Here is a 14330-nt window from a genome sequence, read left to right as displayed (position 1 = left end):
ATTGTCCTTTTCTTTTCTCTTATCTTAAAAAGTGTTTAAATCGATCCACTTCATCGTCATGACCAATGACAATTAATATATCTCCTGCTTGAATATTCTCCGTAGCTCGAGGGGATACGATAACTTCTTTGCCTCGTTTAATTGCTACAATATTCAATCCAAACTTCGCACGAATATCTAATTCAATTAAAGAGTGCCCATCAATTTTTTTATTCGCAATAATCTCTACAATACTATGCTCATCTGAAAGCTCAAGGTAGTCTAGCACATTGCTTGATGCAATATTATTAGCAATCCTTTTTCCCATATCACGTTCTGGATGCACAATATGATCTGCACCTATTTTACTTAACACTTTTTCATGATAATCATTTTGAGCTTTTACAGTAATATTTTTTACACCCAACTCTTTCAAAATCAAAGTCGTTAAAATACTTGAATTTAAATTATCTCCAATAGCAACGACTACGTGATCAAAATTTCGAATACCAAGGCTTTTTAATACCATCTCATCTGTTGAATCTGCAATTACAGCATGCGAAGCTATATTTGCAAATTCATTAATTTTATCCTCATCTGAATCGATTGCCATTACTTCCATTCCTAATTGAGCTAGTTCTCGGCAAATACTTCCACCAAAGCGACCAAGTCCAATGACAGCAAATTCTTTTTCTTTCTCACCCACGGGAATTCCTCCAATAACTTCAAGTACTATTTATTTTCAGTGTAACACACTTTATATGCGTCACAAAAACTGTAATTAGCTCTTATTTTTGTTTTTGTATATAAAAATATTGTTGCAAGTAAAAAGCGATACCAACAAGTAGCATAGCAAATACAAATATATTTCCAAAAGAACTAAATGTTTCAAAAACGAATAATAATGTTTCTTGACCAAAAAAGGCAAATAGAAGCTGCGTGAATGCAAATAACAACGCCCATATGTAATGATGTTGATGGAATAAATAATGCGTTGCACCTAAAAAAGCAATAAACGAAAAGATAAAGATCCACCAATTTTCTAAAAATAGTTGCCAATTAGAAAATTGATATCCATTTACTAATATTGCAATAAGCGCGATAACTACCATCGTCGGCACACTCCAAAATAATGCCCGTCCTCTAAAGAAACGAGTGCCTTTAACATCTCCTTTTTCATGTGCAATATATGTTAGTACTACTGTGCTTATATACAAAACAGAAAGAATTGTTAAAACGATAATAAGCCAAAAATGTAATTGATAATATTCATGCTCTATATTTGTCACGATTGCAGCTAACATGCACGGAATTAACATTCCCGTCCAACCATCTACTTTTCTTTCATTCCAAAAGACCGTATTACCAATCCTTATTCCTAACAACATAAAAATAATGATACCCAATACAAATAACGTAGTTTTATTCCCTACTAAACTCGTTGAAAAAGCAATTAATCCAATAAATAAAAAGAGCACAAACCCATTCATAATTTCTAGTACAGGTGATAAATATCTCTTCACCCATTTGTATGTTTCGTCATATTCATTATTATCTACTAGACGATAGGCATAAAAACTTATCCCAAAATAAACCGCCGCAATAATAACATACGCATATAAGACGAAACATAAAATCGCACTGCTAATTTGCACGTAATTCCCCACCCTTTTTTCTATGTTTCACATTGATTTTACACACTTTTCATACTAAAAGTAAACATATATAAGTTAGTCAAATAATTAATAATGAGCAGTGGCTAAACCCCCTGCTCATTATTAAAACAGTACAATTAACTTTAATTCTTCCATTTGTATGTAAATGTCTAAAATCAATCTATACGAGCGTTACTTACACCTCAGAACAAAAAGTTTTTTGGAACCTTCAAGAAAGTGGAAGTTTTATTTTCTATTCCCTTTCCACTTTACATATTGGCTTAAAAATGTAATTGCCTTTTCAATCACTTCTTCGTCTGGTTTTAATTTTGCATGATGTAAACCATATTCTGAATTTACTCCAAGCCAAAACATAAATCCAGGGATTTCTCGAAGCATATAACCAAAATCTTCACCCGTCATTGCCTCAGTACATGTAATAACATTCATATCAGTTTGTTTATGTACAAATTCCATAAACTCTCTCGTTAACTCTTCATGGTTATATACTTGGTGATACATTGCTCCGTAATCTATAATCGCCTCACACTGGAAAGAAGCTTCGATACCTGCAACAATTGACTCAATTCTGCTTTTCACACGCTTCATTGATTCCACTGATAATGTTCGAATCGTTCCTTCTAAACGAGATTTTTCTGCAATAATATTTTGAACCGTACCACCAGTAATTTTCCCGATTGTAATTACTGCACTATCAAGAGGATTTACATTGCGACTAATAACGGATTGTAGCTGTGTAACAAGATGACTCGCTGCAACAATCATGTCATTTGCAGTATGCGGATAGGCAGCATGGCCACCTTTCCCTTTTAAATCAATATATAATTCTGAAGTATTGGCAAATAACAGTCCTTCTTTCGTTGCAATTGTCCCCACAGCGTATTCTGGTGCAATATGAAGACCAAGAATTATATTCGGTTTCCATTCTTTTAACTCTTCACTTTCTAACATAGGAAGAGCACCGCCTGGTCCTTCTTCTGCTGGCTGGAATAGAAATACAAGGTCATCATCTATTCTTTCGCTCACAGCTTTCGTTAGAAGGCCTAAACCGATTGTTGTATGTACATCATGGCCACATGCATGCATCATTCCTTCGTGAATAGAAGCAAACTCGTATCCAGTTTCCTCTGTAATTGGTAAACCGTCTATATCTGCACGATAACCTATTATTTTTTCGGGATTTTTTCCATTTACTTTAACGATTACACCCGTTTTCCATGTCTTCACTTCCACAAATTCATGAGAAAGTGTTCCTATATAATCTAAAATATACTGTTGTGTTTTCCATTCCTTAAATCCGATTTCTGGAATTCTATGTAGATCTCTACGAATTTGGACAAATTTGCTTACTGTCATTTTTGCACCTCTATCTATAAAAAGCGTAAGAGCCCATTTACGCTCTTACGCTTTTTTTACTTTTTATTTCTCTGGGTTTAATTGACGAAGCTCTTGTTTAATTTCTGTTTTTGCTTTTGTCTTCTCATCAATTTCTTTGATTACACGTGCTGGAGTACCTGCAACAACTGTGTATGGAGGTACATCTTCTGTTACAACAGCTCCCGCTGCTACAACTGCACCTTTACCTACTGTAACACCCTCTAAAACAACTACATTTGCACCGATTACTACATCATCTTCAACGATAACTGGTTTTGCAGAAGGTGGCTCAATAACACCTGCAAGTACAGCACCTGCACCTACGTGACAGTTTTTACCGACTGTTGCACGTCCACCAAGTACTGCGTTCATGTCGATCATAGAACCTTCACCAATTACAGCACCAATGTTAATTGTTGCATTCATCATAATTACAGCGTTGTCACCAATTTCAACATGGTCACGAATAATAGCACCTGGCTCGATGCGAGCTTTAATACCTTTTAAATCAAGCATTGGGATTGCAGAATTACGACGATCGTTTTCTACAACGTAGTCAACGATGTGCTTATTATTCTCATCAAGAATTGTCTTAATTTCAGACCATTCTCCGAATAATACACCTGATTTTTTATTCACAAATGCTTGTACTGTTTCAGGGAATGTTACTTCTTTTAAATCCCCTTTTATGTATACCTTTACAGGAGTTTTCTTTTCACTTTTTTGAATAAACGAAATAATTTCGTTAGCGTCCATCATTTTCATTCTTGTTGCCTCCTAAATCCATTTATAATGTTACTCTACCAAACGAAAGAGCGAGTAGCAAGATAATAATCTTATTTTTCCCTTTGAATTTCTTCTATAATTTCTAAAAATGCTTGTACTTGCTTCAACTGCCTTGCCGAGTCACTTGTTAACAACCATGTTTCTCTCGTCAGTTGAACAGGTGTTTTATACATATTTTCCTGTACTTCCTTTAAAACAGTAGAAGGTAAAAGGGCATAACCTATACCATTTAAAACAAGTTGTTTACATGTTTCAATTTGGTCAACTACAATCGTTCGCTTAGGCGGATTAGAAAATAAACCATACCACCAATTTTGTATTTGTCCATAATAAGTCGAGTCACTTTTAAATTGAATGAACGGCCTATTTGTTTCTTTTAACATCGAAATATCTTTTATTTCTTTATCAACTAAATACAGTTCATCTTCAAATAATTGTTGCTTCTGACCTTTATATTCTTGTGTTCCCCTCAGTATAGCAACATGCACGTCTCCTTCATAAAACTGCTTTTGCACTTCACTACTCCATCCAGTAAACAGCGATATCTTTACAGAAGGATATTTATGCACAAACTTTTTCAAAACAGGAGGGAGCCAATATTGACCAATAACTGATGCAACAGCTATTTTTAACGTTCCATGAGTTTCCGTTCTGAAAACAGCCAGCTCACTTTTTATATCTTCTTCCCTTTGCAACATTTCTTTGGCATAATTTGCAACTTTTTCCCCTTCAGGTGTAATTGTCAATCCTTTTTGTGAGCGAATAAAAAACTTCATTCCCCATTGTTTCTCCATAGATTGTAATCGTTGACTCAGCGCAGGTTGGGAAACAAATAAACGTTCCGCCGCTTTTCTCATATTTGATTCCTGAGCTAACACAACCATCATTTGAAAATCATCAATTTGCAACTTTCTCCCTCTTTCCTTAGCTTCCATACACCTTATTTCAATAAGCTTTTCATCCTTAATTTATCCGAATGCTTTCATTCAGAAAATACAATTGTCCAGCGCAAACTTTCCTTATGTTTTATGTCTTTTTAAATATAATACATACACAAGTGATATGCACGAAAAAAAGTGACTTCTTCGTTTCTATGAAGTCACTTTTTTCACTTTATCGATTATGTTGCCTTACTTTCTTATTCAACAATTTTAAAATAGCCCGACGTGTTAAAATCCCCTCAAAATAGCCTTCTTCATTAACAGCGCAAATAAAAGGATGATCAATTGTCATTTCTAAAGCTTTTGCAAATGAATCGTCTAATTTAAGAACAGGTATATCTTCTTTCATCACCTGCTCTACTTTCATATCATCGAGCCTTTCAAACTCAATACGTTCTAATCCTAACATACCATCTAATATCATGGCAGTACTAATCAAACCATGTAGTTTATACATTGGATCTAAGACAGGTATCGCTGAATATCCAGATTTTACAAGAACAAGTAAAGCATGTTCTAAACTATTTCCAATTTGGACATGAGCTACTTTTTCCGATGAAATCATTAAATCCTTCACAAGAATTTGTTGAAATTCGTCTTTCGGAATACTAATCATATTACATCCCCCATTTTCCCTTTTTCCTGCTTATGTTCACAACTCTATTCACATTTTATGACAGCGTTTTCATATTATTATTTTGTCCTAAATTTATTTCAATAAAAATACAATCACACAGCTATTTTAGCATACCGCACAAAAAAAAGACTACCATTCCGGTAGCGCTTAATACCCTTTATTTTTTAATCTGTAAAATAACCTTGTGATTTTTTTATATTGCATCACATCTGTCTGTTTCAAACCATTCTCAATATCTGTAAGTTCCACAGCTAAAATTTCACTTGCGTAATTTTGCTGAAATAAAATATCTAGTAGTAAACTTTCTTCTTCCTTCGTTAAAACAACTTCCCTTTGCATATACCCCTCTCCTTACACTCGCATCGTTACTCTTATTATATAAAAAATTCAACCTATTTAATAGATGTAATATTCAGTTTTTATCAAAAGATATGTAACAATCGTACACATACAAAAAAATCATTTCGTATATCGATTTGCATAGCTAAACGCCGCATAAGCATCCGGCTTAATTTTTGCAGTTAATCCCATCGCTCGAATTTTTTCTGTCATATCTAAAATAAATTCTTTTGTTAAGCCATCATTCCCAATGTCTAAATGAATTTCCATTATGAATCCAGCCCCATCTTGAGCATAAGGATGCAATAACTCCCATATTGTTTGTATATGAGTAGGCGTAAATAGACATGCGATTTCTTGACTAAACTGCGTTTCTAAATATATTTTCTCACGTAAGGTCGCTGGCTTATCTTTTACTGATCTATGGTGTAAACAACCCCAGGCACCTTTTCCAACACGATGAATATGGATTGCTGTAATAAACCTCGTATCCTTTTGATGCGCTTGCGAGTCTGTCCCAATGGATAATCGATACAAATTTCGCGGATCCTTTTCAATGAAACTACAAATACGGTTAAAGACCATATCAAAATTTAAATGTCTCTCTGAAACATTGTAAAATTTATGTGCACCGTCCACAGAGTCACGTCCTTTCAATTAGACAGACTTTTCGTATTCTCATTGTATGGGACAAAAACTAAAATTATAACTTCCTATCCTTTATTCGTTTCAATATTTCGAATTACAAAGTGACAAACTTGGCACGTATAAATTACATTTTGATTAGATTGAGCCGTTAATACATGAATAATCTCAGCAGAACTTTGACAATTAGGACAAATCACAACTGGTAAACGTTCCATACGATAACCTCCTAGTTATATTTCTCCCGCTATTTGCAAAACCCAGCGATAGTGAGAAGTTTAGCTTCACATATTCACCCGGTTGACGGGACTAATTATCCACATGGATAAGCAAACTTGCACGGATTAAATTTTCATTTTAATACCATTGTAGGAAAAATAAAAAACTTCTATACATTATGCTGGAAAGTAATAGAACTAAAAAAGGTACTGCCATGTGGCAGTACCTTTTTTATATGTATCAAGAAATGATATCGTAAATCTCAATTGCAACCATGTCGATATTATCGAATTGATATACTTGAGGTTTTTCACCTTGTTGATACACTTCTAACTCATACATTTCACTTTTATCGAAAAATTTCACGCTACATTTGCGCTCACCGTTCACTTCAAAATAGCGTTGTGCTACTTCACCGCTTTCAGCTTGTTCTTGTAGACTAACAAGTCGAGTTAAAATTCCTTGGAGTAGAGACATGAAATCTCTCCTTTCTCTGATCTTCCTACCAATAGGTTTTACAGCTATACTCATTCTATCCGTCATAACAGAAAAAATGTTCCACACTCTAGGATAAAGGTTATTGGCCAGAAACTCAACTAAAAATTTGTCGAAATGCGAAGGAAAAAACAGAAAGAACATATTTCTCCTTCATTATTGCGGTTTTTATACTGGAAGAATATAATAAAAAACAGAAAAAAGGAGGAATTACAATGAAAAAAATTGAGGTTTATACACAACCCGATTGTCCGCCATGTGTTATTGTAAAAGAATTTTTGAAGCATAATAACGTTGCATATGAAGAATTTGACGTAAAAAAAGACGCTGCTGCTCGCAATCGTCTTTTATACGACTATGATTCTTATTCAACTCCAACAGTCGTAATTGATGGCGAAGTAGTTGCAGGTTTTCAAATTGAAAAGTTACAACAACTACTCAATATAGAATAGGAATAGGTAAATACCTATTCCTATTCTTATCCCGCTATTTGTAGGTAGTAAAACTCCCACCCACTGATTAAAAGTTTCACTTTATAATTGTTGCAACCTTTTTATTTCAGTTAAAAGTTCCTGACTTTCATGATATCCTGCTAACTTCCATTTATCTTGATCCCTTTTCAATGTTACAATTTGATATTGTCCACTTTTTGTCCGCTCATATACATATAAATTTTTATGTTCTTCATCATACGACATTTTCGTTTCTGAATTAAAAGAAAACGGTGCTTCTTTTGCCGGAAGTAAATATTCACCACTTTGTTTATCACTTCTGCTATTTTCATCTGTAAATACTTGAAGAAAATTATCTGTAAAATACGGTGATAACGTCTCTATCATCTTATTCATCGGCAAATGCTTCCCACGAATTGAAAATTGGGTTTCATAGCCTTTTTGTATCGTTGTAAATACTTCTTTCCGATCGACTTCCACTTCCTCTTTTCCTAAAACAGTCGTAACACTATAACCAACTAGAAAGGCAACACATACAAATAGAACAAGCCATATTCCATATTTCCTCATTTTTTCACCTTCCTTTTAAAAGAACTTGTCTTTGTAGTATTCATTGTAACAATGATTATGCAAAGAAAGGACAGATTTCGTTCGTAAAATCTTTACAACGATAGACAGCATTTTCATCACCATTTTCACTATTACCAATTTATGATAAAAACAAACAAAAAATGCACGAATCTCTTCGTGCACTAAAATAAAACATCTTCTTCATATAAATATTCATAAGATAAATCTATAAATAAAAAGTTGTCATCATCAATCGGGAAAGAAAATGTTCGTACCATTTCTCCCGTTTCAATATCTGCATATAAATCTGAAAGCCTCGCCTTATTCTCAAAACGCATTTTCATGATATTCTCGAGAAAATACGGGCGCCAACTCCAGTTCTTCATATAATAATCCGGCATCACAATCCATTCTCCATCTTTTTTCATAACATTTCCTGATTGCTGGAAACCATCTTCATTACAAATAAATATACGAAAACTACACTGTGATACACTTTGACTAAATTGTAATAACCAATCATTTATATCTTCATTCTTTTTTTGTTTTGATAAAACATCGCCAATGCGATCGCGTAACATCTCTGTTAAATTATAAATTTTTTGTAACTTCTTCTTTTCATGCTGAATAAACTGATGACATTCATTACCAAGTCGCTCTTTCAAAACATTCGTTTCAATAAAATCAGGTAAACATTCTTTCAAATAATTACCTTGATAATATCTTCCGCCGTTCTTCCAAGCATATTGCAGTTGATAAAAAGCATCTATTTCTTCATATAACAAAGTTGCACCAATTCTTCTAGCAAGTAATGATAAAGAATATAAAATATCTTGATAAGATTGTAAAAGTGCTGTTTGCCTTAAGTTCGTTAAATCTACTTTTAAAATATCAGGTGCTAACACGCTAATACGCTCTAAATTACTTGTGCCCGTTCCGACTTTATTAATCGAAATTTGAATACCATATGTACGATAATACATAAGCAAATGATTAAATTGCTCTATATCTTCTTTACATTCATGCTCTGTAATCTCTAAAACAATTTGTTTTAAATTTAAACCTTGTTCTTCATACCTCAATAAAAGTTGAAGCAAGCTTTCATCATCATCATTCATTAATACATTAGCATTCCGATGTATAAATAATAATAATTTTTGATCGCTTTCTAAATAACGATTTAAAGCTTTTTCTACTATAATATTATCCGCTTCCAGTTGAAATTCACTTGGAATCGAATCATCGTGAAAGAAAGAAGCTAAACTTTGTATGCCCTCTTCTGTTTGAATACGTCCTACTACTTCATATCCAATTACAGTATGCTCATCAGCACTAAAAATAGCTTGATAATAAGGAAGGACTTTATCCAAGTTACTCATTACATCTAATGCATCTATCAACGTGCTTCCCTCCCTTTACTTTTCAAAAATTATAACATGATATTTACGGAAAAATAATAAAAAATCCCTTCAGTTTTCCTGAAGGGATTAGAGGGGTAAAATGCTAAGGGGAATTAGCAATTCTACTATGAAGAAAAAAGAGGTCTTAAATATAACGTATATATGACCTCTTGTAAACACTTTTCTTTCATATGTCACAATTCCGTCACATTTAACCGTAAAAAAATGAATCAAACATTCATTTTTTTATCCCTTTTAAAATGGATATTGATGTAAATGTTGTCCTCCATCCATTGTCATGCAAGTTCCATTTATGTACGCAGCTTCATCTGAGCATAAATAATAAGCTAGACCAGCGATTTCTTCTGGCGTACCCAGCCTTCCAAGCGGAACACTTTGTATCGTACGCTTAGCCATTTCTTCTGAAATCCATAATTTATCAGCACCGCCCGTACGTTCAATTGGTCCTGGAGCGATAGCGTTAACTCGTATTCCATATTTACGTCCCCACTCAACAGCGAGCGTCTTCGTCATCGCTAATACTCCTGCCTTCGCTGCAGCCGAATGAATAACTCCTGGACCTGCATCCCATGCATATGTTGCTACCATGTTAATGATATTCCCTTTTATACCTTTTTCAATCCAATATTTTCCGACAGCATGGCTACAGTAAAATGTACCGTTTAATACAATATTAATGACTGAATTCCAGCCATTCACGGATAAATCTTCTGCTGGACAAATAAAGTTTCCAGCTGCATTATTTATTAAAACATCAATTCGACCAAACTTCTCATCAATCTGTTCAATCATTTTCTGAATGTCATCCGTATTTCTTACATCCATTTGTACAGGTAATACTTGTCCTGGAAATTGTTCAATTTCCAACTTTGTTTCCTCTAGTTTTTCTTTTGTACGTCCTGTAATAACAACTCGTGCCCCTTCTTTTGCAAAGCGAGTCGCCATTCCTTTTCCCATTCCACTCGATCCACCTGTTATAATAACTACCTTTTCTTTCACATACATCCCCTCCAAAAAATGAATACACATTCATTTTATCACTTTATTTAATAGAAATCTTTATATTTTTAAACTTTTCTGATATTTTAATGTAAAGAACTTTCTTTTTATTCATTTTTTTCGTAATCTATACTAATTTTTTATTATGTAAAGTATATTTTTAAATAAACTGAAAGGAGATTTGAGTAGCCTGTAAATGGAATAAAAACATTGAGGTATACTCATATTTTTATGACGCACATTACAAGAAGAAATTTTTTAAAAATTGGTATGCGTACTTGTCTCTATTCATTTATAACCAGTGGCATCGGATACTACTATGCTAAATATATAGAACCCCATTTCATTTCTTTTACACAGCACACATTAAAATCACAACTCATCCCAAAAAGTTTTCATGGTATGAAAATTCTTCAATTCAGCGATTTACATCTCGGATACTATTTCTCGCTTCAACATTTATCTCAAGTTGTTTCTAAAATTAATGCTGTAAATCCAGATATTGTCCTTTTTACCGGAGATCTCATTGATAATTATCAAACGTATACTGACACTCCTTTCGTCGCATCCATTTTAAAAAATATACAAGCCCCCTTCGGTAAATTCGCTATTTATGGTAACCATGATCACGGTGGATATGGAACTGAATACTATGAGCACATCATGCGTGAATCAGGATTTGAACTATTGCTAAATAGTGAAAAAAGAATTCGTCTAATGGATAATAGTGAAATTTCTATTTTCGGTCTCGATGATATACTACTAGGCAAACCAAAAATAGAGAAAACATTACAACATGCACGGCAAAATACTTATAACATCGTTCTTGTTCACGAGCCAGATATCGCGCCGCAAATTTCCAAATATCCAATCAACTTGCAACTTTCTGGTCATAGCCATGGCGGACAAGTACAAATTCCTTTTTTAGGAGCTATTATTACACCATCACTCGCCAAAGACTATATTGAAGGCTTCTATACGATGCAGGATTTAACTCTCTATGTCAATCGAGGCCTCGGAAGAACACGTGTCCCATTTCGTTTTATGTCAAAACCTGAAATCACAATTCTCACACTCCAACATTCGTAATAATTCGCCTATTTTCTTACATATCCTTTCTTGTACGCGCTCATCCATGTTTCGTTTACCATATGATAAAAGTGAGTCCAATAAAGGAGGTATGTTCATGTATCCATATTATCAACCAATTCCAGTCCGTTCAGCACCTATTGGTCCAGTAGGCGACTCACGCTTCTTCCCGTTTTTTGGCGTTCCCTTTCTAGCTGGAATTGCTGGTGGATTGCTCGGCGGAGCATTAGCTTTCGGCCCTCGACCATTTTATCCACCTTATCCACCACCTTTCCCGCCGCCAGCACCTTATCCTTGTTACGGTGGACCATGTCAGCAACCATACTATTACTAGGTTAAAGTAACGATTCTTTCAAATGTTATTCTCTCAACGAGCCATCTCATTACACGCTTATAATAAAACTATTGTTTCTACTCATCCTTCCATTTTTGGAGCATATGAGTAGAAAAAAGTAAAAACCTCTTATGGACATAAGAGGTTTTTACTTTTTTTCATTATTCAGCGTCTGTATTTTGATACGCCATCTTAAACAACTTCACTTGGCTATCAATTTCTTCTGTACTACCATTAATAACATAATAGTAATCACCATCTTTATTTTGTTCACGTGTTTTCACATTATCAGCTAATGTAAGCTGTAAAATCGCCTTAATTCGTGCCTTCATTTCAATATCTAATATCGGGAAAGATATTTCCACTCGCTTCTCCATATTTCGCGTCATCAAATCAGCTGAAGATAAATATATTTTCTCCTCCCCATTATGATGGAAATAATAAATACGGCTATGTTCTAAATATCTTCCAACAACACTAACTACACGAATATTTTCACTTACATTTGGAATACCAGGTCGTAGGCAACATGTTCCTCGAACAATGAGCTCTACCTTTACTCCAGCTTGTGATGCTTCGTACATTTTTTTTATTAACGGTTTATCTGTTAATGAATTCATCTTAGCGATAATATATCCATTTCCATATTGCCTATGATAACGGATTTCTTCATCTATTAAATCCATAAATTGCTCTCTTATATCAAATGGAGCAACCGATAAATGGTGAAAATGTGGCTTTGTTGTATAACCACTTAAATAATTAAAGAAATTGGTTGCATCAACCCCAAAGTCTTTTCTTGATGTAATATATCCAAAATCAGTATATAACTTCGCTGTTGCATCATTATAGTTTCCAGTTCCAAGATGTACGAACCTTTCGATTTTTCCGTTTTTTCTTCTTACAACTAACGTAATTTTACTATGAGTTTTCAAGTGACTTACACCGTAAATAACATGACAGCCTGCCTGTTCCAATTCTTTAGCCCAATGAACATTGTTTTCTTCATCAAACCTTGCCTTTAATTCAACTAATACCGTCACTTGTTTTCCCTTTTCAGCCGCTATTTTTAACGCCTGAATAATCGGTGAATCACCACTTACACGATATAACGTTTGTTTAATCGCAAGTACATTCGGATCGTCTGCCGCATCACGGACAAAATCAACTACCGGCTGAAATGATTCAAAAGGATGATGTAATAAAATATCATGCTCAATTGCTTTTTCAAATACATCTTCTTCATCACCTAAATCTTGAGGCGGTTGCGGAATAAGAGCCGGATATACAAGATGTTCATATAAAGGAGCTAGTTTTTTATATAAAGAAAACAAACATGTTAAATCTAATGGACCATCCATTATATATACATCTTCATCTTTTACTTCCAGAACCTCATATAATAACGCTAATACTCTTTCATCAATGTGTTCTTTCCCAACTTCTAAACGAACAGCAGCCCCCCATTTACGCTTTTTTAATTCTTTTTCAATTACCTTTAATAAATCTCTCGCACCTTCTTCATGAATCGTTAAATCTGCATTGCGTGTAATACGGAAACGAGTAACAGATGATACTGTATATCCCGTAAATAATTTATGAGTAAAGCTACTAATTACGTCTTCTAATAAAATAAATTTATGCTTTTGCCCTTCGCTCGGTAAAATTATGAAGCGCTCAAGTAATGAAGGAACTTGTACAATCCCTAACTTCGTCCTGTTTTCTTCTTCCGCTTGCTTCTCATCATATAAAAGAGTAGCCAAATTCAAACTTTTGTTTAATAACATTGGAAATGGACGATATGCATCAATAGCTACAGGAGTTAACACCGGGAAAATTTGCTCGTCAAAATACTCTTCTATAAATTCTCGCTGCTCTTTCGTCAAATCATTGAATGTTAAACGTTCAATCCCCTCTAACTCAAGCGCTGGTAATATATAATTTTTAAATGTATCATATTGTACTGTCATTAGTGCATGGGCTTTTATCGCAATTTTATTTAATTGCTTTTTTGGTGTTAAGCCAGCTTTATTTTCTGGCTGATTAAATCCAGCACTCACTTGATCCTTCAATCCCGCTACACGTACCATAAAGAATTCATCTAAATTCGAACTAAAAATACTAATGAATTTCAACCTTTCCAAAAGTGGATTATTTCCATCTTGCGCTTCTTGTAGTACACGTTCATTAAATGCTAGCCAGCTTAACTCTCGATTATTGTAATAAGCTGTATCATTTAAATCTACTGCATTCCCCTTCGATAATTCCATTCTCTTCACACTTCCCCTTGAAACTTTTTTACTATAATTTAGTTAATTTCATTTTATCAAATTACAATATTACAAAGTGTAAATTTTTCGTAAAGACATCC

17 protein-coding genes are annotated in these 14330 nt (G+C 34.0%); 3 read left to right on the top strand and 14 right to left on the bottom strand.

The window, feature by feature from the left end:
- Positions 1-19: 19 nt before the first annotated feature.
- From ACS2QP_RS02130 to ACS2QP_RS02085, 10 genes are all read right to left on the bottom strand, one after another.
- Positions 20-685 (bottom strand): potassium channel family protein, encoded by a 666-nt coding sequence (locus ACS2QP_RS02130; protein ID WP_000504032.1) that lies wholly within the window; start codon positions 683-685, stop codon positions 20-22.
- 82 nt (positions 686-767) lie between these two features.
- A complete protein-coding gene (locus ACS2QP_RS02125) occupies positions 768-1634 on the bottom strand; it encodes a cytochrome c oxidase assembly protein (protein WP_001167324.1) in 867 nt (288 codons plus the stop codon).
- A 246-nt stretch (positions 1635-1880) separates the two neighbouring features.
- Complete coding sequence (locus tag ACS2QP_RS02120) at positions 1881-3011, bottom strand: N-acetyldiaminopimelate deacetylase (protein WP_000218672.1); 1131 nt, start codon at positions 3009-3011, stop codon at positions 1881-1883.
- A 63-nt stretch (positions 3012-3074) separates the two neighbouring features.
- Positions 3075-3797, bottom strand: coding sequence for a 2,3,4,5-tetrahydropyridine-2,6-dicarboxylate N-acetyltransferase (gene dapD, locus ACS2QP_RS02115; protein ID WP_000783241.1), 723 nt, complete (start codon positions 3795-3797; stop codon positions 3075-3077).
- A 71-nt stretch (positions 3798-3868) separates the two neighbouring features.
- Positions 3869-4753: a LysR family transcriptional regulator gene (locus ACS2QP_RS02110; RefSeq protein WP_001987174.1), complete on the bottom strand. Its 885-nt coding sequence runs from the start codon at positions 4751-4753 to the stop codon at positions 3869-3871.
- 178 nt (positions 4754-4931) lie between these two features.
- Entirely contained in the window at positions 4932-5375 is a 444-nt protein-coding gene (gene cbpB, locus ACS2QP_RS02105) for a cyclic-di-AMP-binding protein CbpB (RefSeq protein WP_000623579.1), read from the bottom strand.
- Between the two features lie 168 nt (positions 5376-5543).
- The gene (gene abbA, locus ACS2QP_RS02100) at positions 5544-5735 is read right to left on the bottom strand and encodes an antirepressor AbbA (protein ID WP_001188692.1); all 192 of its coding nucleotides are present in this window, start codon (positions 5733-5735) and stop codon (positions 5544-5546) included.
- A gap of 120 nt (positions 5736-5855) precedes the next feature.
- The gene (locus ACS2QP_RS02095; RefSeq protein ID WP_000348489.1) at positions 5856-6374 is read right to left on the bottom strand and encodes a ribonuclease H-like YkuK family protein; all 519 of its coding nucleotides are present in this window, start codon (positions 6372-6374) and stop codon (positions 5856-5858) included.
- A gap of 74 nt (positions 6375-6448) precedes the next feature.
- Positions 6449-6598: a hypothetical protein gene (locus ACS2QP_RS02090; RefSeq protein WP_000440540.1), complete on the bottom strand. Its 150-nt coding sequence runs from the start codon at positions 6596-6598 to the stop codon at positions 6449-6451.
- A 241-nt stretch (positions 6599-6839) separates the two neighbouring features.
- Entirely contained in the window at positions 6840-7076 is a 237-nt protein-coding gene (locus tag ACS2QP_RS02085; protein ID WP_000055151.1) for a YkuJ family protein, read from the bottom strand.
- Between the two features lie 233 nt (positions 7077-7309).
- On the opposite strand from ACS2QP_RS02085, the gene ACS2QP_RS02080 reads away from it, so the two are divergent.
- Complete coding sequence (locus ACS2QP_RS02080; protein WP_000717875.1) at positions 7310-7546, top strand: glutaredoxin family protein; 237 nt, start codon at positions 7310-7312, stop codon at positions 7544-7546.
- Between the two features lie 81 nt (positions 7547-7627).
- Here the strand turns inward: ACS2QP_RS02080 and ACS2QP_RS02075 are convergent, their stop codons facing one another.
- From ACS2QP_RS02075 to fadH, 3 genes are all read right to left on the bottom strand, one after another.
- Positions 7628-8116 carry a DUF3993 domain-containing protein gene (locus ACS2QP_RS02075; RefSeq protein WP_001233804.1) on the bottom strand — a complete coding sequence of 163 codons (489 nt, stop codon included), beginning with the start codon at positions 8114-8116 and terminating at the stop codon, positions 7628-7630.
- A gap of 182 nt (positions 8117-8298) precedes the next feature.
- Entirely contained in the window at positions 8299-9516 is a 1218-nt protein-coding gene (locus ACS2QP_RS02070; RefSeq protein ID WP_000564306.1) for an EAL domain-containing protein, read from the bottom strand.
- A 255-nt stretch (positions 9517-9771) separates the two neighbouring features.
- Positions 9772-10536: a 2,4-dienoyl-CoA reductase gene (gene fadH, locus ACS2QP_RS02065; RefSeq protein WP_000660913.1), complete on the bottom strand. Its 765-nt coding sequence runs from the start codon at positions 10534-10536 to the stop codon at positions 9772-9774.
- A 231-nt stretch (positions 10537-10767) separates the two neighbouring features.
- On the opposite strand from fadH, the gene ACS2QP_RS02060 reads away from it, so the two are divergent.
- A complete protein-coding gene (locus tag ACS2QP_RS02060; RefSeq protein WP_065223016.1) occupies positions 10768-11625 on the top strand; it encodes a metallophosphoesterase in 858 nt (285 codons plus the stop codon).
- 97 nt (positions 11626-11722) lie between these two features.
- Positions 11723-11959 carry a hypothetical protein gene (locus ACS2QP_RS02055; RefSeq protein ID WP_000283738.1) on the top strand — a complete coding sequence of 79 codons (237 nt, stop codon included), beginning with the start codon at positions 11723-11725 and terminating at the stop codon, positions 11957-11959.
- Positions 11960-12120: 161 nt separating this feature from the next.
- Here the strand turns inward: ACS2QP_RS02055 and ACS2QP_RS02050 are convergent, their stop codons facing one another.
- The gene (locus tag ACS2QP_RS02050; protein WP_000423548.1) at positions 12121-14229 is read right to left on the bottom strand and encodes a polyphosphate kinase; all 2109 of its coding nucleotides are present in this window, start codon (positions 14227-14229) and stop codon (positions 12121-12123) included.
- Positions 14230-14330 lie beyond the last annotated feature (101 nt).

It is taken from the genome of Bacillus cereus group sp. Bce019 (genome assembly GCF_051781745.1).
In the GTDB taxonomy this organism is placed as follows: domain Bacteria; phylum Bacillota; class Bacilli; order Bacillales; family Bacillaceae_G; genus Bacillus_A; species Bacillus_A cereus.
Note: the sequence above shows the minus strand (reverse complement) of the source record. Positions and strands in the feature narration are given on the sequence as shown.

What these genes read in the sequence shown, in the direction of transcription:
- ACS2QP_RS02120 (WP_000218672.1), bottom strand. Translation starts at nt 3,011, where the DNA reads ATGACAGTAAGCAAATTTGTCCAAATTCGTAGAGATCTACATAGAATT.
- dapD (WP_000783241.1), bottom strand. Translation starts at nt 3,797, where the DNA reads ATGAAAATGATGGACGCTAACGAAATTATTTCGTTTATTCAAAAAAGT.
- ACS2QP_RS02110 (WP_001987174.1), bottom strand. Translation starts at nt 4,753, where the DNA reads ATGGAAGCTAAGGAAAGAGGGAGAAAGTTGCAAATTGATGATTTTCAA.
- cbpB (WP_000623579.1), bottom strand. Translation starts at nt 5,375, where the DNA reads ATGATTAGTATTCCGAAAGACGAATTTCAACAAATTCTTGTGAAGGAT.
- abbA (WP_001188692.1), bottom strand. Translation starts at nt 5,735, where the DNA reads ATGCAAAGGGAAGTTGTTTTAACGAAGGAAGAAGAAAGTTTACTACTA.
- ACS2QP_RS02090 (WP_000440540.1), bottom strand. Translation starts at nt 6,598, where the DNA reads ATGGAACGTTTACCAGTTGTGATTTGTCCTAATTGTCAAAGTTCTGCT.
- ACS2QP_RS02085 (WP_000055151.1), bottom strand. Translation starts at nt 7,076, where the DNA reads ATGTCTCTACTCCAAGGAATTTTAACTCGACTTGTTAGTCTACAAGAA.
- ACS2QP_RS02080 (WP_000717875.1), top strand. Translation starts at nt 7,310, where the DNA reads ATGAAAAAAATTGAGGTTTATACACAACCCGATTGTCCGCCATGTGTT.
- ACS2QP_RS02075 (WP_001233804.1), bottom strand. Translation starts at nt 8,116, where the DNA reads ATGAGGAAATATGGAATATGGCTTGTTCTATTTGTATGTGTTGCCTTT.
- ACS2QP_RS02060 (WP_065223016.1), top strand. Translation starts at nt 10,768, where the DNA reads ATGACGCACATTACAAGAAGAAATTTTTTAAAAATTGGTATGCGTACT.
- ACS2QP_RS02055 (WP_000283738.1), top strand. Translation starts at nt 11,723, where the DNA reads ATGTATCCATATTATCAACCAATTCCAGTCCGTTCAGCACCTATTGGT.
- ACS2QP_RS02050 (WP_000423548.1), bottom strand. Translation starts at nt 14,229, where the DNA reads ATGGAATTATCGAAGGGGAATGCAGTAGATTTAAATGATACAGCTTAT.